Below are 18,332 nucleotides of genomic sequence, written 5' to 3'. Positions count from 1 at the left end.
ATATTGATTAAAACACCCTTTTTAAAAAGCGTCTCATTACAAAAAGAAAATATCCCTAGCTTTTCCGCATATCCATACTGTTTACCCGCAATTCGAACATTACAATCACTCATTTTCCACCCGAATGTAACATTCATTATTGGAGAAAACGGAACAGGTAAATCAACATTACTCGAAGCTATTGCAGTTGCTTTAGGTTTTAATGCAGAAGGTGGAACGAAGAACTTCCGTTTTAACACGTACGATTCACATTCATCTTTACATGAATACATTCGAATTTCAAAAAGTTTTAATACCCCAAAAGACGGCTTTTTTCTACGTGCTGAATCATTTTATAACGTTGCTTCTTATATCGATGAAATAGATGCTATAAAATCTTACGGCGGCGTTTCACTTCACGAACAATCACACGGCGAATCATTCTTCTCATTATTTATGAATCGTTTTTCAGGACAAGGTTTATACATTTTAGATGAGCCTGAGGCAGCTTTATCACCGATGAGGCAACTTTCAATGCTCATTCGCATGCACGAGCTAGCTGAACAAGGTTCACAATTTGTTATCGCAACGCATTCTCCCATTTTAATGGCTTATCCTGAATCTACTATATACTCTTTAACTCAAGAAGGGGTTCACGAATCGACATTAGAAGAAACAGAGCATTACCAAACGACGAAACTTTTCTTTGAAAATCGCGATCGATTATTTCACCACTTATTTGAGTCATAAAAAAAAGGCAGCAATCGCTGCCTCTTTTTTATAATGCTTCTATAAATAAAGCTACTCCAATACCGCCTCCAACGCATAGAGAGGCAATACCTTTCTCTAATCCACGTCTTTTTAATTCGTGAATTAAACTTACGGTAATACGAGCTCCTGTACAACCAATTGGATGTCCAAGTCCTACGCCACTACCGTTTACATTCACTTTCTCACGATCTAATCCTAACTCTTTCTCTACAGCTAAGTATTGTGCAGCGAAAGCTTCATTAATTTCAAGTAAATCTGCATCTTCTAATGACCAATCTACTTTTTCTAACCCTTTGCGAATTGCTGGTGCTGGTCCAATACCCATAATTTTCGGATCTACACCCGCTACTGAATATCCAACAATGCGAGCTAACGGTTGTAACCCTTTTTCTTTCGCTTTTTCCTCACTCATTAATACTAAAACCGCACTTCCGTCATTAAGACCAGACGCATTTCCTGCCGTTACCGATCCATCTTTACGGAAAGCTGGTTTTAATCCTGCTAATTTTTCCGCTGTAATATCTGCACGTGGATGTTCATCCTTCGAAAATACAACTTCTTTTCTACGTTCTTTTATCGTAATAGGAACAATTTGATCGTCAAAGTATCCAGACTCGATTGCTTGCAGTGCCAATGTGTGACTGCGAAGTGCAACTTCATCTTGTTCCTCTCTCGTAATTTCATATTGGTCAACTAAATTTTCCGCTGTTTCACCCATCATAATATGATGCAATGGATCTTCTAATATTTCCCACACTGTATCACGGATTTCTCCATGTTGTAGACGTTGTCCCCAGCGGTGTTGTTTTAATGCATAAGGGCTTGAACTCATTGCTTCTACTCCACCTGCAACAACAATATCACTTACACCTAATTGAATTTGCATTGCAGCAGACATAATTGCTTGCATACCTGAAGAACATTGACGTTGAATTGTATAACCAGTAACTGTGTCAGGAAACCCTGCCGCTAATGCAGCTGTTCTTGCCGTATTTGCTTCATCAGTTCTTTGAATACAATGACCTAAAATCACTTCATCAACTTCATGTGGCTCTACTCCGCCTCTTTTTACAGCTTCCTGAAGTACAGGAACAGCTAATTCTACTGGTGTGATATTTTTTAGTGCTCCTCCGAAAGTTCCAATTGGTGAACGAACTGCAGCTGTAATGACAACATTATGCATTTTGTACTTGCCCCTCTCTTATGTACCCTAGTAAGTTTTTAGATGGAATTCCATAAGATGTATGTCTACAATTATCATACTATAAACATACTAAAAAATCAAAATATTTAATATAATAAAAATAGAAGGAATTAACCTTCTATTCTGTTAATGCATATAAGAATTTTTGCAATATCTTCTCTGTCGTTTCATTCAATTTCGGTAACTTATCTACCGGAAAATATTGAAGTTGTAACCCTTCATGATCCAACCTCATGTCTCCACTCACATAATGTGCCTGATACAGATGAATTACATTAAAAACTTCATCTCCATTTGGATAACGGAAATAAACTTCTTTTCCCGAAAGAACACCAAGAAATTGCATTATTTTTGCACTTAGCCCCGTCTCCTCGAATAATTCTCTACGAGCAGTTTCTTCCGTCGTTTCTCCTAATTCCATTGCCCCGCCAGGCACACCCCAATCATATGTATCTGAACGATATTGAAGCAATACTTCTTGATTATCATTTAATATAATAATTGCTGACCCTACTAAAATAAGTGGTCTCGTACCAACTACTTTGCGTAACTCTTCAATATACCCCAATATGTAAACTCTCCTTTCCTCATCCTTCCTTATCATAACAAAATTCTCTTCCTTTTGTTGATGTAATTTTCAACAAAAAAGGAAGCTTTCGCTTCCTTTTTTTACCGTTACCTTGCTATTTGCGGGCGGTAAGACCCCTACCTCAAAATTCAGCGAAAATAAAGAAGTTAGGTGGGGAATGAACTGCCCGTAAAAGCCCGATTGGTGAGGGCTGATAATCAGTGAGGGATGAAGAACCACCCCACTGATTAAAAGTTTCACTTTATTTCTTAAAGCTTTCGTACTTTACAGCTTCAAAAGCTTCTTCAATTTCCTCATTGCTATAATGGACATATGTAAAACGCCCTAATTCTACTAATCTAGCTATTTCCTGTAACGCTTTATGCTGATCATATATTTCTTCAATTGTAATATGTACATAAAATTTCATTAATGGATGTTCATATAAAGGTTCTCCCACCTCTACATATACATCTTCAACCCCTTGCACAACTCTTACGTAACTCGCAAATTGATAAAGTGCTTCTCTGTCTGAAACGATTTTTAATGTATACATATATTCTCCCCCTTTCCTTTACTATATCAAAAAGATGACCACACTACGTTATAGAACTATGAAATTTTTTCGACTTGTAGTCTATATTTTCATGTAATAAACAAGGCGTTTATCCATACATAGCATCTTTTCCCCACATATATTATAGGAAGAATTTTTTCATTTGAGGTGTTCCTTATGGATCCATACGTCAATATATGTATTTGCATTACTCCAGGCGCTAATGTTTCTGACGACCGCATCGCAAAAGATTTAGCAGTTGCAGAATCAATTTGGCATCCCATTACATTTCAAATTCAAGAAGTAATTGTGTTAAATGAGCTTTTCCGTTTTTCTGACCGTGAGATTAGTTATAAAAGTTCCATTCAAAGTCAGGAAAAATTAGCATCCTTTTTCCAAACGTGTGTAAATGAAGCTCCAGAATGTGATCTTTATATTTGTTATATTGGCAGTGATTATTTCAAAGAAACAGCCGTAATTGCCTGCGCTTATTCTTTAGCAAAACAACAACAAATTACTGGTTACATCGTTTTAACAAATTCGGCTGCTCTCATGAAAAATATATATACGCTTGCTCACGAAGTCGGTCATATTTTATTTACAAGACGTATTCATGGAAAACTTACTCACGCAGATCCTCATTCCCCAACTGGCTCGGAGCACCATCCTTCTCCATCAAATCTTATGTATCCGATAGTCCCGCGCCCTGAAAATGTTCATATTCAGTCTCTATTAACGAACGAACAAAAAGCACTCTCTTTACAAAGCTCTTTATTGCAAAGAAAAAAACAGTAACGATTTTGTTACTGTTTTAAAACAATGTATTCCAATCCACAAACCAAAACCCGGCTGCTAGAAATAAAAATAGGCAACTAAACATAAACGTAATACCTCTAAAAATCCCTATATAATATTTCTTTGGAAATAATTTTTTGCATATCCAAAGCAGCCATTTTCCTATTAAACCGAAGAACAAAACATAACCCGATGTGTCATCTAATTAAGTATCGAAATAGTTATCATGTACCTTTTTCGAAAAGGTAGTATATAGCCCAAAAATCGTTAAACCTAAAAATATAATAGACAATATACCTAGAAATGTACTTTGCATATTTGTTCCCTCTTAATAAAAAATTCAGTTCGTTCACTATTAATATAAAACTAGCTAACAGTTTTTTTCTCCTCATTTTTCAAAGACCATCGCATTAATACATATAAACTTCCGTACAGAAGTAAAGATTCTAACATTCCCCAGTATGGATTTTTCTCTCCTAATCCTTTAAATACAAACATAATGAATAACGGTACGATAACAGCTAATATTCCAATCCATCCAAGTATGTACGCTTCACCAATTAACAACACTAATAAGACAATTCCAGCTAGTATATAACTTTGCATAGTAGTTAATTGCAATACAGGTGTCCCGTACCATTTATTCATAAACATTAATAATACTAGTAATAAAATCGGTAGCAAAGCTGCTACATAAATAATGCTAAATTCTTTTATTTTGCTTTTAAATGATGACATCTTAAAAGCAACAATAATACCCACAATAGTAATCATTAAAACAATTGGGTATCCAATCAATTGTACATTCGTTAATGTAAATTCATGATTCGGACTTCCAAATAAAACATTTGTAAGTAACCAATATCCACCAATACCAATTACCATTGCAAGAATACTTTTTATACTCCCGCCCTTATCTTTCTCCATCTCTTTCGCCAATTCTTCCGCATATTCTTTTGGTGAATCACCGAATATATCCCTTACCGTCTTTCCCTCTTTCTCGCCTTCTATTAAATGAAGTTCTGCATCTTCTAGAAAAGCATCCACATCTTCTTCTTTAATTCCTTTTGTTATTAAATACACTTTCGTATCGATTAAAAACTTTTCTCCTTCTTTAGAAATCCGCATGATAACCTCTCCCTTATTTAACCGTCTCTCTTCTATTCGTCTTCATCATAATTTCAAGGAAAATTAAAATAAACAAACTTCCGTATAAACATATAATTTGAAATAACATTGGCACGAGATCTTCCGATGTAAATATTTGAAACACTAACATAATAGAAAGCGGAATGATTAAATATAAGTTTTTAAACCATCCTTCAAAATATATATTTATCGCTACTGTGATGATAAATATACCTCCAGCTAATATATAGCTTTGCGTTTGAGTGAATATAAACATTTTTGTAGGATATATCACATCTAATATCGTTACAGCCCCTATTAGAAACATTGGTACAATCATGACTAAAGACCACATAGCAAACCATGTTTTTGTAAAACTTGTTACGAAGGTCATTTTACGAAGTAAAAAATTAGGACCCATAACAACTAAAATCAATGAAAAACTATACCCAATGCACTGAATAAGTGAAATCTGTAAAACTCCATTATTCACTATTACAATAGAAGCAATAATCCAAAATGCTACGATATTCATTACTGTAAAACCAATTTGCTTCCACGTTTCCTGCCTATCTCTTTCCATCACTTTTACAAGTTCATTGGCGTATTCTTTCGGTGAGCTTCCGAAAATTTCTTCTACACTTTTCCCATCACTCTCACCTTCTATTAAATGCAACTCTGCATCTTCTAAAAAGCTTTCAATATCACTTTCTTTCACACTCTTTGCAGTCAAAAACAATCTCATATCTAACAAAAAATTTCGTGCTTCACTTGATAGCATTATTTTTTTCTCCCCTTCCCTTCAAGCAAACGTTCTACGCTACTTTGCATCGCTTCCCAGCGACCCATAAATTCATCCAGTGCTTCCTCGCCTTTTTCTGTTAATGTATAATATTTTCTCTTTGGACCAGATGGTGACTCCTTCATTACGCTTGTTATTAACCCTTCTTTTTGCATTCGTATTAATAAAGGATAAATACTCCCCTCACTCGCCATTGTAAAACCATACTTCGCTAGCTTTTCACTCATTTCATAACCGTATATTTCACCTTCAGAAATAATAGCAAGTAAGCATCCTTCTAAAATCCCTTTCAGCATTTGACTTGTCGACATAATTCAAATCCTCTCGCTATCTTGTTTTACAAGATAGATAAGCGTAAGTATCTTGCTTTACAAAATAGTATAGCAAAGACTATTTTGCAAAACAAGATAGCTGGCAATATTTTTCCAAATTTTTGCAGGATTTTTATTATCCACTCTCTAAATAGAGCAATAAGAGAACTTTTATTATAAAGGAGTGTTTTTCATCATGGTTACAAATCGAGTTGTCTTTTTAACAGGTGCTGCGAGCGGTATTGGTTATGAAATGGGAAGTGCTTTCGCCAAAGAGGGTGCTAAAGTTGTCATTAGTGATCGCCTTGAAGATCGTGCAAAAAAAGCTGCTGAACAATTGCAAAAAGAAGGCTATCAAGCTATCGGTTTAAAATGTGACGTTACAGTTGAAGAAGAAATTGTAGCAGCAATTTCTCAAACAGTTACTCACTCCGGCTCATTAGACATATTAATTAACAACGCAGGAATGCAACATGTTTCACCGATTGAAGATTTTCCAACTGAAAAGTTCGAGCTGTTAATCAAAATTATGCAAATCGCTCCTTTCATCGCAATTAAGCATGCCTTTCCGATTATGAAAAAACAAAAATATGGTCGGATTATTAATGTCGCTTCTATTAACGGCCTTGTCGGATTTGCTGGAAAAGCTGCTTATAATAGTGCGAAACATGGTGTAATCGGATTAACAAAAGTGGCTGCTTTAGAGGGAGCAACTCATGGAATTACTGTAAATGCTCTTTGTCCTGGATATGTTGATACCCCTCTTGTACGAAATCAACTACAAGACTTAGCAACTACGCGAAATGTACCACTTGAAAATGTTTTAGAAGATGTTATTTATCCTCTCGTACCGCAAAAGCGCTTGTTGCAAGTACAAGAAATTGCGGATTACGCTATGTTTTTATCAAGCGAAAAAGCAAAAGGCATAACTGGTCAAGCTGTTGTTATCGATGGTGGATATACTGCTCAATAAAGTGAAACTTTAATCAGTGGGGTCTTACTGCCCACAAATAGCGGGATAAAAAATAAAGTTTGCTCTTCGCGAGCAAACTTTATTTTACTTTCTATCGCGAGGATCTTTCTACTTTAGTAATTGTTTAGGGAGTTTCTCAATTGCAACAATCACTCCGTCTAATTTACTTTCAATGCGATGTAGTAAATATAGCGTTACAACAATTGGAAACCCCACATTACCTATCATCCTAATCCACTCTTCCATCTTTCTCTCCTCCCTTCATTACATAAATAAGAGAACAAAAGATTCTTAGGCATAAAAAAACAAGCTATTTGTGATTAGCTTGTTTTTTCAAACAATGATGCAATTTCTCGCTTATAATCTCCATGTAAAATACCTTTCTCAGTAATAATCCCTGTAATTAATTCATGCGGTGTTACGTCAAATGCAGGGTTAAATACAGGCGTTCCAAGTGGTGCTACTTGTTTCCCAAAAATTTTCGTAACTTCTGTTTCATCTCTTTCTTCAATAACAATTTCAGCGCCTGTTTGTTTCGTAATATCAAATGTAGATAACGGCGCTGCAACGTAAAATGGGATACCGAAATACTTTGCTAATATAGCTAAATTCAATGTTCCTATTTTATTCGCAGTATCACCATTTTCAACGATTCGATCTGCTCCTACGATAATCGCATCAATTTCTTTCGTACGAATTGCATGAGCTGCCGTATTATCTGTAATAAGCGTTACATCAATTTCCGCTTGTTTCAACTCCCAAGTCGTTAAACGTCCCCCCTGTAAAACTGGTCTTGTTTCACATGCATACGCATGTAAATGTACACCTTTCTCTTTCCCAATATAAAACGGTGCTAATGCAGTACCATATCTAGCAGTCGCGATACTCCCTGCATTACAAATTGTTAAAATTTTATCACCGTCTTTAAAACACGTTAAACCATGTTCTCCAATATTTCGGCACACTATTTCATCCTCTTGCTGAATGCGAAGCGCTTCTTCTTCTAATATTTTTTGAGCTTCTTTTATTGTAGTAATCTCTCGAATAGATTCTCTCATACGATCGATTGCCCAAAATAAATTGACTGCTGTCGGGCGTGATGTTCCTAAATAGTTACAATCTCTATTAAACTTCTTTTGAAACTCATCGATATTTATAGCATCGTATTTCTTTGCCGCAAGCGCCAAACCAAACGCAGCTACAATTCCAATTGCAGGTGCCCCGCGTACTTCTAACATAACAATGCTTTTCCATACCTCTTCAATAGTCGTTAATGTTTTAAACTCAGTAATATGCGGTAGTTTTGTTTGGTTTAATACCGCAATGGCATCGCCTTTCCAACTTACAGATCTCGGAACAGTAACAATTGTACTCATGCTTTTACCCCTCCAGAAACTGTCTGTTGAAATAGTGTTCGGAAGAGTTGAATATCAGCACTCTTAGATTCATATTTTATTAGTTCTTTTCCTAAGTATAGAGCTTGCTTCTTAGCTTGAATTCTTTTTTCTTTATTTGCTATTTCATCTAAATCAGCTACATGAGCTAAGCCAATTGTTCTACGAATCAGTTCACATCCGGCAAACCCGACGGCATCAGTAAAGATATTTTGCAAAATAATTGGTAACCATTGTTTTTCTTTCGTATATGCTTCTACCCCTTCTCCAATCCATAACCTCGTAAAAGCTTCTACAAAATAACTCCATGTCTTCTCTATATGGAAAAATAGTATATTTCTCTGCTCTTCTTCTCTTGATAAAGCATTTAATAATAAATTTGCAACAAATTGACCGATATCAAATCCAAATGGACCGTACGTTGCAAACTCTGGATCAATTACTTTCGTTTCAGAAGGTGATGAAAATATACTACCAGTATGTAAATCTCCGTGTATGAGAGCCTCTTTTCTCGTCAAAAACTTATACTTATACTGTGCTACTTTTAATTTTAAAGTTTTATCACTCCATAGTTCATCAACCACTAGTTGTAACTCTGGTTCATAATCATTTGTATCATAATGACTAAACGGATCTGTAAACACTAAATCTTCTGTAATTTTGCTAAGGTCTGGGTTTACAAATGTACCTTCTAGTACCCTTTTCTCTTCTGACTGTAAACCGAAATCTGAAGTATAAAACAACACATGTGCTAGAAAACGACCAATATGTTGGGATAAAAGTGGATATCCTTCTCCATCTATTAATCCTTTTCTTGTAATTGTTAGCCTTGATAAGTCTTCTATGACTGTTATTGCTAACTCTTCATCATGACTGTACACTACCGGCACATATTCCGGCACATACTTCGCGAAAATTTGTAATGCTTTACTTTCAATCGTCGCTCTTTTTATAGACAGTGGCCAGCTCTCACCAACGACTTTCGCATATGGCAGTGCTTGTTTTATTATAATAGACTTCTCTCCATCATCTAATTTGAACACGTAATTTAAATTTCCATCTCCAATTTCATGACAAACTACATTTGCTTTCTTTTCAAAATAACCGTGTTCCTTCGCATATTGTATAGCTGTTGTTTCAGTTAATGAATAATATCCCATCGTCTTCTCCTCCTTTTCATTCAGAGGTTTTTCTAAAATAGAAAAACCCCTTTCCACAAAGAAAGAGGTTTGAAGTTTATCTTCTCCCCTCTTATCTGCCAGAAAGTAAACCTTCTGTTGGAATTAGCACCGTGCCTTTTGGCGTCATAAACGCCCCATTTCACAATGGTATTACGGTCGGTTGCTGGGCTTCATCGGGCCAAATCCCTCCACCTGCTCTTGATAAGAGTTGTATAATTTTTTAGAATTTTTAACTTTATGTTGAAGACTATACCAAGAATAAAAATCACTTGTCAACATTTTATTTGTATAATTCTGGACGTCGATCTGCAAAAACTGGAATTCCTTTACGTACCTCTTTAATCTTCTCGAATGTAATTTCTCCAAATAAAATGGATTCCTCTTCATTTGCCTCTACTACAACTTCACCCCAAGGATCTACAATTAGAGAATGACCTGCAAACTCATTATTCGGATCCTTTCCTGCCCTATTACATGCAACAACATAACACTGATTTTCAACTGCTCTTGCTTGCAATAGCAAGCGCCAATGCGCTAAACGAACTAATGGCCATTCTGCTACAACAAATAAAACTTTTGCACCTTTAGCAGTATGAACGCGCATCCACTCTGGAAAACGAATATCATAACAAATGGTGCCAGCGCAGTCGACATCATCTAACTTAAATTCGCCTGTACTATTTCCAGCGATTAAATATTTATGTTCATCCATAAGCTGAAATAAATGCACTTTACTATATTCATTGACTAGCTGACCTTTATTAGTTACAACATACATTGTATTTGTAACACCTTGCTCTGTTTGCTTCGCTATGGAACCACCAACAATATGTACACCATATTGTTTCGACCATTCTTTCAACTTTTCTTTCGTTTCTACTCCATCCCTATCTGCAATTTCAGAAAGTCTCGTTAGATCATATCCTGTTGTCCATAGTTCTGGTAAGACGATAACATCTGGCCTTTCCTTCATCGCTTCACTTATTTTATTTTTAGCATTCTCAATATTTTTTTCTACATCTCCAAAGACAATATCCATTTGAATACATGCGACTTTCATTTTGTCAGCCCCATTCTTAATTTTTTTCTTTACAAAATACTGGAAAGATTATATCATTTGTCACTAGAATTGTAACAACTTTCAAAAGAGGTGGAAAGTATGAAATTATTTCAACCTTCTGAGATAGTAACATCATTGCCAACACAATTTTTCGCTTCACTTGTTGCAAAAGTTAACAAAGTCGTTGCAGCTGGTCACGATGTTATTAATCTAGGTCAAGGTAATCCAGATCAACCAACACCGCAGCATATCGTAAAAGCTTTACAAGATGCTGCAGAAAAGACTATTCATCATAAATATCCGCCATTTCGCGGACATGAAAGTTTAAAAGAAGCCGTGGCAACATTCTATCAACGTGAATATGGTGTAGTAGTAAATCCAAAAACGGAAGTTGCTATTTTGTTTGGTGGAAAAGCTGGATTAGTAGAATTACCAATTTGTTTTACAAACCCTGGTGATACTATTCTCGTTCCAGATCCAGGCTATCCAGATTATTTATCCGGAGTTGCTTTAGCAAAAGCACAATTTGAAACAATACCGCTTATTGCAGAAAATAACTTTTTACCGGATTATACAAAAATTGATGACTCTATTGCGAAACAAGCAAAGTTAATGTTTTTAAACTATCCAAACAATCCTACTGGTGCTACTGCATCAAAAGATTTCTTTGATGAAACCATTCATTTTGCTAATAAACATAATATATTAGTTGTTCACGATTTTGCTTACGGTGCTATTGGATTTGATGGTCAAAAACCAGTTAGTTTCTTGCAAGCAGACGGCGCCAAAGATACAGGAATTGAAATTTACACATTATCAAAAACTTTTAATATGGCCGGATGGCGTATTGCTTTTGCAGTGGGGAATGAAAGTGTCATTGAAACAATTAACTTATTACAAGATCATATGTATGTTAGTATATTTGGTGCAGTTCAAGATGCTGCCCGTGAAGCACTATTAAGTTCACAATCTTGCGTCGTAGACCTTGTAAATAGTTACGAATCTCGCAGAAACGCTCTTATTTCAGCTTGTCATTCAATTGGTTGGAATGTAGATATTCCAACAGGATCATTCTTTGCATGGCTTCCTGTACCAGAAGGATATACATCTGAGCAGTTTTCTAATATTTTACTAGAAAAAGCACACGTTGCAGTTGCTCCTGGTATTGGATTTGGTGAGCACGGCGAAGGGTATGTCCGCGTTGGTCTCTTGCATACAGAAGAACGATTACGAGAAGCCATTAATCGAATTGATAATTTGAATTTTTTCAAAAAGTCATTGACAACATGAAAAATATCTGACAAAATTCAGTTATCTTAAAAATTAAAACATTTCTAAATACTTCTTATCAAGAGCAGGTGGAGGGACGAGCCCGACGAAGCCCGGCAACCGATCTACATAATTGTAGACACGGTGCTAATTCTCGCAGCATTACGCTGACAGATAAGGAGCTGGTTGTAAAAAAACCTCTCCTTAGCTGAGAGGTTTTTTTATTTAACTAGGAGGTTATAACAATGAGCGGAATTATAGCGACGTATTTAATCCATGACGATTCACATAACTTAGAAAAAAAAGCTGAGCAAATTGCACTTGGGTTAACAATTGGCTCTTGGACTCATTTGCCACACTTATTGCAAGAACAATTAAAACAGCATAAAGGCAATGTCATTCATGTTGAGGAATTAGACGAACAAGAGCATACCAATTTGTATCTAGGTAAAAAAGTAAAACGCGGGATTATTAAAATCGAATACCCGTTATTAAATTTCAGTCCAGACTTACCAGCGATTTTAACAACTACATTCGGAAAGCTATCACTTGATGGCGAAGTGAAATTAATTGACTTAACATTTTCAGACGACTTAAAACAGTATTTCCCTGGTCCAAAATTCGGGATAGACGGTATTCGAAATCTTTTACAAGTGCATGATCGTCCCCTTTTAATGAGTATTTTTAAAGGCATGATCGGACGAAATATTGGGTATTTAAAAACGCAATTACGCGATCAAGCTATTGGTGGTGTAGATATCGTAAAAGATGATGAGGTATTATTTGAGAATTCATTAACACCACTAACAAAGCGCATTATATCTGGAAAAGAAGTTTTACAAGCAGTATATGAAACATACGGCCATAAAACGTTATATGCCGTAAATTTAACAGGACGAACTTTTGACTTAAAAGAAAATGCGAAGCGCGCAGTACAAGCTGGTGCTGATATTCTATTATTTAATGTATTTGCTTACGGACTAGATGTACTACAATCACTTGCAGAAGATGCTGAAATTCCAGTTCCTATTATGGCTCACCCTGCTGTGAGTGGTGCTTATTCATCATCCAAGCTATATGGAGTCTCATCTCCATTATTACTCGGAAAGCTATTACGTTATGCTGGTGCAGATTTTTCTTTATTCCCATCTCCATATGGGAGCGTTGCGTTAGAGAAGGAAGAAGCTCTCAACATTTCAAAGTATTTAACTGAGGAAGACACATTTTTCAAGAAGAGCTTTGCTGTCCCATCTGCTGGCATTCATCCTGGTTTCGTTCCCTTTATCTTGCGAGATTTCGGTAAAGATGTTGTTATTAATGCTGGTGGCGGGATACATGGGCATCCGAATGGAGCACAAGGTGGTGGAAAAGCTTTCCGCACTGCAATTGATGCTACTTTACAAAGCAAGCCACTCCATGAAGTAGATGAAATAAATTTGCATAGCGCACTACAAATATGGGGAAATCCCTCTCATGAGGTGAAATTATGAGTATTCAAGTATTTTGTGATTTCGATGGTACGATTACAAATAATGATAACATTATGTCCATTATGGAAAAATTCGCACCACCAGAAGCAGAAGAAGTAAAGAATAGAATTTTATCACAAGAGCTATCTATTCAAGAAGGTGTTTCTCAATTATTTCAATTGCTACCTACTAATTTGCACGATGATATGATTCAATTTTTAAAAGAAACTGCCGAAATCCGTAGTGGCTTTCATGAATTTATACAATTTACAAATGAAAATAATATTTCTTTTTACGTTATATCAGGTGGAATGGATTTCTTCGTCTATCCACTCTTGCAAGGAATCATTCCCAAAGAGCAAATTTACTGTAATAAAACAGACTTTTCAGATGAACACATCACAGTGAATTGGCCTCACCCTTGTGATCATCACTGTCAAAATAATTGCGGATTATGTAAATCATCTTTAATCCGTAAATTAAGTGATACAAATGACTTCCATATTGTGATTGGAGATTCTATTACTGATTTACAAGCTGCGAAACACGCAGATAAAGTGTTCGCCCGCGACTTTCTTATTACCAAATGTGAAGAAAATCGTATTGCTTATACACCGTTTGAAACATTTCACGATGTTCAAGCTGAATTAAAACATTTGTTGGAGGTGAAATTATGAAACAACTTTTTCGTCAATGGTATGACTTAAGCGAGATTAAAAAAGAGTTAACAATACGAAATTGGTTTCCAGCAACAAGTGGTAATATTTCTATAAAAGTTAGTCATGAGCCACTTACTTTTCTTATTACAGCAAGCGGTAAAGATAAAACAAAAACTACTCCAGATGATTTTCTATTAGTAGATCATCTAGGGGTTCCCGTATTAGAGACTGAATTACGCCCTTCAGCAGAAACCATATTGCATACACATATTTATAACAATACGAATGCCGGATGCGTACTTCATGTTCATACAACTGATAACAACGTCATCACAAATCTGTATGGTGATGCAGTCACCCTTCAAAATCAAGAAATTATTAAAGCTCTTGATATTTGGGAAGAAGGTGCAACGATTCACATTCCTATTATTGAAAACCATGCTCATATCCCAACACTTGGAGAGGACTTCCGAAAACATATACAAGGAGATTCGGGAGCAGTATTAATCCGTAATCATGGTATTACCGTATGGGGCCGAGATAGCTTTGATGCAAAGAAAAGATTAGAAGCTTATGAGTTTTTATTCCAATTTCATATAAAACTATTATCAATTCAAGGAGGCGTTTCTAATGGCGCAAATTCGTATTCATGAAGTAAATACTCGCATTGAAAATGAGGTGGAAGTATCAAAATTTCTACAAGAAGAAGGCGTTTTATATGAGAAATGGAATATTTCTAAACTTCCTACTCATTTAAATGAAAATTATTCATTAACAGATGAAAACAAAGCTGAAATATTAGCGGTGTTTTCAAAAGAAATCGCTGATGTTTCAGGGCGCCGAGGTTATAAAGCATATGATGTGATTTCACTTTCTAGTAGCACACCTAACCTTGATGAGTTATTAATTAATTTCCAAAAAGAACACCATCATACTGACGATGAAGTTCGCTTTATTGTCAGCGGTCATGGCATCTTCGCTATTGAAGGAAAAGATGGTCGATTCTTTGACGTTGAACTTGAGCCTGGTGATCTTATATCTGTACCTGAAAATGCAAGACATTATTTTACCTTACAAGATGATTGCCAAGTTGTAGCTATTCGTATTTTTGTTACAACAGAAGGTTGGGTTCCAATTTATTAAGGTAGCTAGTTGAATAAAAGATTGGAACCCCTTTTCCAATCTTTTATTCACTCTACATATATACATCCTCCTATGGAACAGGCTTATTTCATAACATTGAAGTAAGCCTGATTTTTTATTCACTAAAATAATTTATCCCTTTCGTTTATTCAAATCACACTTCCATTTTATCAAGTACATTTCGGAATACTTTTTGAACATTTATTGAACTTTTTTTGAATTTTTTCTGAAAATTCTGTTTTACGTATGATATACTACAACTAATAAGAAGGAAAAGAATATTGCAAGCAGAGGGGGATAATCATGAGTTTACTTATCGCACTTATACTAGGAGTTTCATGTGGAGCTATTCCTGTCATTTTAGGAGCTATTATGGAAGAATTAGAAGTTGGTGTTTTAGGTTTTGCAGCATCTTGTGTAAGCGCTTTATTTTTTGGTTTGTACGGTGCTATTCCTGTTTCTATCCTGTGCGCATTTTATATACTACGCCATGCTCGCGCGAAACAGTTTGGTCCTAATCACATTGCACAAGTTATTCCATTCCCAATTGAACGATGCCGCCGCGCTTCCAGCCTATAAATTATCCAACTTAAATATTATGCCTGCCTAAATAAATAAAAAGTCCTCATCTGAGGACTTTTTATTTATTTTCTTCTAGAAATTGAAACAATTCTTGCAAATGAAGTGCATCTTCACTATAGCTAACGGATACGTGACATGTCCCTTCAATCTCAGCATGCATATAAAGGGCAATTCCATCTCGATCATATTTCAATGCCAAATAAAAATCCATTTCCTCTAACATCTTTTTCGAAGTTCGGATAACATAATGCCCTTTCTCATCTCGTCCATATTCGAAACTTGGCTCAAAATCGTATTTTTGTTTAAAAGCTTCTTTTTGCTTATCATTAATCTGTACACAAGTTGATTGCTGCACAGCATCAATCATCTCATCAAATTTTTGGAGATCCATCTCACTTACCCCCTATGTATTTTTTGTATAACACTTGCGTTCCGCTATTCTCTTCTCCAGCTGCGATTAGTTCTTCATACAATTCCTTCGCTAAGGTTAAACCCGGTACTGGTAATTGTAGTTTTTCAGCTTCATCTAAAGCAATCTTCATATCTTTCATAAAATGCTTTACATAAAAACCAGGTTCAAAATCTCCCTTTAACATTCGAGGAGCTAAATTACTTAATGACCAGCTACCTGCTGCTCCTGTTGAAATACTCTCTAATACTTTATCTGGATCTAGTCCAGCCTTTTTCGCATAAGCAACAGCTTCACATACTCCAATCATGTTGGAAGCAATCGCAATTTGATTACACATTTTTGTATGTTGTCCACTCCCTGCTGGTCCTTGCAGCTGAATATTTGTTCCTAGTTTTTCAAATAACGGTAAACATTTATCATATATTTCGTTCTCTCCACCGACCATAATTGCGAGTCTTGCTTCTTTCGCACCGACGTCTCCTCCAGATACAGGCGCATCTAACGTATATATATTCTTACTTTTACCAGCCTCATTAATACGTTTTGCCAATGTTGGTGTAGATGTCGTGAAATCAATTGCGATCGTGCCTTCATTTGCATTCTCCAAAATCCCATCTATCCCAAAATACACTTCTTCTACATCATGTGGATATCCAACCATAGTCATTACAACATCAACTTGCTTTACTAACACTTTCGGTGTATCACACCAAATCGCACCCTCTTGTACTAAAGAATCCGCTTTTTCTTTCGTTCTATTATACACATATACTTTATAACCACTTTGCATTAAATGGTTAACCATACTTTTTCCCATCACACCTATACCAATGAAACCTATTGATAAATTTTTATTTTCCATCTTCTCATCCCCTTTGTTCTAATAAATCATTTACCATCTTTCGAAATTCCTTATTAAAATCATCATCCAAACCATTCTTCACATTTGAGAATAAAATAACAAACGTTCCTTTTTCTTTATTGAAATTATTAAACGTATTCCAACCAGATAATACACCATGATTATGAAAATAGTCCGGATATATATAAAAACTAAATGCATATTTCCGTTCTGCTGAAGGTGTAAACATCGCTTGTATACTTTGTTCAGAAAGAAGCTTTCCATTTATAATCGCTTCATCTAATTTTTTCATATCCCCTACTGTCGTATACATCTCACCAGATCCATATAACCAGTCCATTCCTAATTTTTGCGCTGGTACAAGTTCTTGATCTTTCTTCACATAACCCTTCGTGAAATTTTCATCTCCAGGTACCATATTTCCCATACCTGATTCATGCATCTCTGCCTTTGTAAATATATTTTCTTTTATATAATCTCCTAAAGGCTTTTTCGTTATATTTTCTATAATATAAGCGAGCACCATATAATTATAATCCGTATACTTCCAACCTGTCCCTGGTGGAAAATCTAACTTTTGACTTCCAATCCAATTTATTAAATTTATACGTGAAGCTACATTAACCTTTCCTTTCCCATTTTCCGGTAAACCAGATGTATGCGTTAATAAGTGATATAACGTAATGTTTTTATCTGCTGGAAATGAAGGAATGTATTTATTTACATTCTCTTGAATATTTAACTTCCCTTGTTCTTGCAACTGTAAAATGGACGTAGCAACAACTGTTTTCGTAATAGAACCGATACGATATTTTGTTTGAGGCGTATTTTCTATTTTATTTTGAACATCAGCATATCCATATCCTTTATTCAATATAACATGCTCTTTATCTGTCACCAAAACTGTCCCATTAAATTGCTTTCCTACTAAATATTGATCTAACTTTTGAGATATACTAGCATAATCAATTTTTTGTACTTCTTCTATATTATCCTGTACCTCTGACTCAATAGCGGGAGTTACCTTTGTTGTTAATACTGCTTGTTCCTTTAGATCGGGACTATAGAGAAAATAGTATACTCCGCTGCAAACTACAACAGACAGTGAAGCCATAATCATTATTTTTTTTTTCATATTGTTCCTCCATAATTACTTCGTGAAGAATGGTCCCCCATATTCTATTATCAGGCAATAAAAAAAAATCGCAACAATT

22 protein-coding genes, 1 pseudogene and 2 riboswitches are annotated in these 18,332 nt (G+C 35.5%); of the genes and pseudogenes, 9 read left to right on the top strand and 14 right to left on the bottom strand.

From position 1 onward, the window contains the following. Positions 1–3 precede the first annotated feature (3 nt). Complete coding sequence (locus JDS80_RS02520; protein WP_199637005.1) at positions 4–729, top strand: AAA family ATPase; 726 nt, start codon at positions 4–6, stop codon at positions 727–729. Between the two features lie 28 nt (positions 730–757). On the opposite strand, the gene JDS80_RS02515 is transcribed toward JDS80_RS02520, so the two are convergent. The 3 genes from JDS80_RS02515 to JDS80_RS02505 all read right to left on the bottom strand — a co-directional run bounded on the left by JDS80_RS02515 (position 758) and on the right by JDS80_RS02505 (position 3,078). Next, positions 758–1,933, bottom strand: a complete 1,176-nt coding sequence (locus JDS80_RS02515) for an acetyl-CoA C-acetyltransferase (protein WP_071746917.1) — start codon at positions 1,931–1,933, stop codon at positions 758–760. Positions 1,934–2,072: 139 nt separating this feature from the next. Next, the gene (locus JDS80_RS02510; RefSeq protein ID WP_071746918.1) at positions 2,073–2,522 is read right to left on the bottom strand and encodes an NUDIX hydrolase; all 450 of its coding nucleotides are present in this window, start codon (positions 2,520–2,522) and stop codon (positions 2,073–2,075) included. Between the two features lie 262 nt (positions 2,523–2,784). Further along, positions 2,785–3,078 carry a DUF3928 family protein gene (locus JDS80_RS02505; RefSeq protein ID WP_071746919.1) on the bottom strand — a complete coding sequence of 98 codons (294 nt, stop codon included), beginning with the start codon at positions 3,076–3,078 and terminating at the stop codon, positions 2,785–2,787. A 177-nt stretch (positions 3,079–3,255) separates the two neighbouring features. Here JDS80_RS02505 and JDS80_RS02500 point away from each other — a divergent pair, with 177 nt between their 5' ends. After that, on the top strand, positions 3,256–3,873 hold the full coding sequence (locus tag JDS80_RS02500; RefSeq protein WP_199637003.1) for a DUF955 domain-containing protein: 618 nt from the start codon (positions 3,256–3,258) through the stop codon (positions 3,871–3,873). A 16-nt stretch (positions 3,874–3,889) separates the two neighbouring features. Here JDS80_RS02500 and JDS80_RS02495 read toward each other — a convergent pair. From JDS80_RS02495 to JDS80_RS02480, 4 genes and pseudogenes are all read right to left on the bottom strand, one after another. Further along, a pseudogene (locus tag JDS80_RS02495) lies at positions 3,890–4,189 on the bottom strand (DNA-binding protein). 50 nt (positions 4,190–4,239) lie between these two features. After that, complete coding sequence (locus JDS80_RS02490; RefSeq protein WP_199637001.1) at positions 4,240–5,001, bottom strand: DUF1129 domain-containing protein; 762 nt, start codon at positions 4,999–5,001, stop codon at positions 4,240–4,242. Between the two features lie 13 nt (positions 5,002–5,014). Continuing rightward, entirely contained in the window at positions 5,015–5,782 is a 768-nt protein-coding gene (locus JDS80_RS02485; protein ID WP_199636999.1) for a DUF1129 domain-containing protein, read from the bottom strand. Continuing rightward, positions 5,782–6,114 carry a PadR family transcriptional regulator gene (locus tag JDS80_RS02480; RefSeq protein WP_071771557.1) on the bottom strand — a complete coding sequence of 111 codons (333 nt, stop codon included), beginning with the start codon at positions 6,112–6,114 and terminating at the stop codon, positions 5,782–5,784. Before JDS80_RS02480 ends, JDS80_RS02485 begins: the two co-directional genes overlap by 1 nt. Before the next feature lie 196 nt (positions 6,115–6,310). Between JDS80_RS02480 and JDS80_RS02475 the strand changes: the two genes are divergently transcribed. Then, positions 6,311–7,087 (top strand): 3-hydroxybutyrate dehydrogenase, encoded by a 777-nt coding sequence (locus JDS80_RS02475; RefSeq protein WP_199636997.1) that lies wholly within the window; start codon positions 6,311–6,313, stop codon positions 7,085–7,087. A gap of 108 nt (positions 7,088–7,195) precedes the next feature. Here the strand turns inward: JDS80_RS02475 and JDS80_RS02470 are convergent, their stop codons facing one another. From JDS80_RS02470 to JDS80_RS02455, 4 genes are all read right to left on the bottom strand, one after another. Then, entirely contained in the window at positions 7,196–7,333 is a 138-nt protein-coding gene (locus JDS80_RS02470) for a YvrJ family protein (RefSeq protein WP_000393342.1), read from the bottom strand. Between the two features lie 74 nt (positions 7,334–7,407). Continuing rightward, positions 7,408–8,463: an S-methyl-5-thioribose-1-phosphate isomerase gene (gene mtnA, locus JDS80_RS02465; protein ID WP_199636995.1), complete on the bottom strand. Its 1,056-nt coding sequence runs from the start codon at positions 8,461–8,463 to the stop codon at positions 7,408–7,410. Then, the gene (gene mtnK / locus JDS80_RS02460; RefSeq protein WP_071746927.1) at positions 8,460–9,641 is read right to left on the bottom strand and encodes an S-methyl-5-thioribose kinase; all 1,182 of its coding nucleotides are present in this window, start codon (positions 9,639–9,641) and stop codon (positions 8,460–8,462) included. Before mtnK ends, mtnA begins: the two co-directional genes overlap by 4 nt. Before the next feature lie 88 nt (positions 9,642–9,729). After that, positions 9,730–9,870, bottom strand: a riboswitch (SAM riboswitch). Positions 9,871–9,942: 72 nt separating this feature from the next. Then, a complete protein-coding gene (locus tag JDS80_RS02455; RefSeq protein WP_199636993.1) occupies positions 9,943–10,722 on the bottom strand; it encodes a carbon-nitrogen family hydrolase in 780 nt (259 codons plus the stop codon). 99 nt (positions 10,723–10,821) lie between these two features. On the opposite strand from JDS80_RS02455, the gene JDS80_RS02450 reads away from it, so the two are divergent. From JDS80_RS02450 to JDS80_RS02425, 6 genes are all read left to right on the top strand, one after another. Further along, positions 10,822–12,012 carry a pyridoxal phosphate-dependent aminotransferase gene (locus tag JDS80_RS02450; protein ID WP_199636991.1) on the top strand — a complete coding sequence of 397 codons (1,191 nt, stop codon included), beginning with the start codon at positions 10,822–10,824 and terminating at the stop codon, positions 12,010–12,012. A gap of 52 nt (positions 12,013–12,064) precedes the next feature. Beyond that, a riboswitch (SAM riboswitch) is annotated at positions 12,065–12,172 on the top strand. Positions 12,173–12,236: 64 nt separating this feature from the next. Continuing rightward, complete coding sequence (gene mtnW / locus JDS80_RS02445; protein ID WP_098888620.1) at positions 12,237–13,481, top strand: 2,3-diketo-5-methylthiopentyl-1-phosphate enolase; 1,245 nt, start codon at positions 12,237–12,239, stop codon at positions 13,479–13,481. Further along, positions 13,478–14,137 carry a 2-hydroxy-3-keto-5-methylthiopentenyl-1-phosphate phosphatase gene (locus JDS80_RS02440; RefSeq protein ID WP_071771563.1) on the top strand — a complete coding sequence of 220 codons (660 nt, stop codon included), beginning with the start codon at positions 13,478–13,480 and terminating at the stop codon, positions 14,135–14,137. The genes mtnW and JDS80_RS02440 overlap by 4 nt, the downstream gene beginning before the upstream one ends. Beyond that, positions 14,134–14,772 carry a methylthioribulose 1-phosphate dehydratase gene (locus JDS80_RS02435; protein ID WP_199636989.1) on the top strand — a complete coding sequence of 213 codons (639 nt, stop codon included), beginning with the start codon at positions 14,134–14,136 and terminating at the stop codon, positions 14,770–14,772. Before JDS80_RS02440 ends, JDS80_RS02435 begins: the two co-directional genes overlap by 4 nt. Beyond that, entirely contained in the window at positions 14,750–15,262 is a 513-nt protein-coding gene (locus JDS80_RS02430) for a 1,2-dihydroxy-3-keto-5-methylthiopentene dioxygenase (protein WP_199636987.1), read from the top strand. Before JDS80_RS02435 ends, JDS80_RS02430 begins: the two co-directional genes overlap by 23 nt. Positions 15,263–15,565: 303 nt before the next feature. Further along, positions 15,566–15,841: a hypothetical protein gene (locus tag JDS80_RS02425; protein WP_071746934.1), complete on the top strand. Its 276-nt coding sequence runs from the start codon at positions 15,566–15,568 to the stop codon at positions 15,839–15,841. Positions 15,842–15,902: 61 nt separating this feature from the next. Here JDS80_RS02425 and JDS80_RS02420 read toward each other — a convergent pair whose 3' ends face one another. From JDS80_RS02420 to JDS80_RS02410, 3 genes are read right to left on the bottom strand one after another with little or no spacing between them, the layout of a single operon-like run. Continuing rightward, entirely contained in the window at positions 15,903–16,235 is a 333-nt protein-coding gene (locus JDS80_RS02420; protein ID WP_071746935.1) for a DUF3909 family protein, read from the bottom strand. A 1-nt stretch (position 16,236) separates the two neighbouring features. Continuing rightward, entirely contained in the window at positions 16,237–17,118 is an 882-nt protein-coding gene (locus JDS80_RS02415) for an NAD(P)-dependent oxidoreductase (protein ID WP_071771565.1), read from the bottom strand. A 4-nt stretch (positions 17,119–17,122) separates the two neighbouring features. After that, positions 17,123–18,253, bottom strand: coding sequence for a serine hydrolase domain-containing protein (locus JDS80_RS02410; RefSeq protein ID WP_071746937.1), 1,131 nt, complete (start codon positions 18,251–18,253; stop codon positions 17,123–17,125). Positions 18,254–18,332 lie beyond the last annotated feature (79 nt).

It is taken from the genome of Bacillus cereus group sp. N8 (genome assembly GCF_016483685.1).
GTDB lineage: Bacteria > Bacillota > Bacilli > Bacillales > Bacillaceae_G > Bacillus_A > Bacillus_A proteolyticus.
This window is presented reverse-complemented; position numbering and strand designations above follow the sequence as displayed.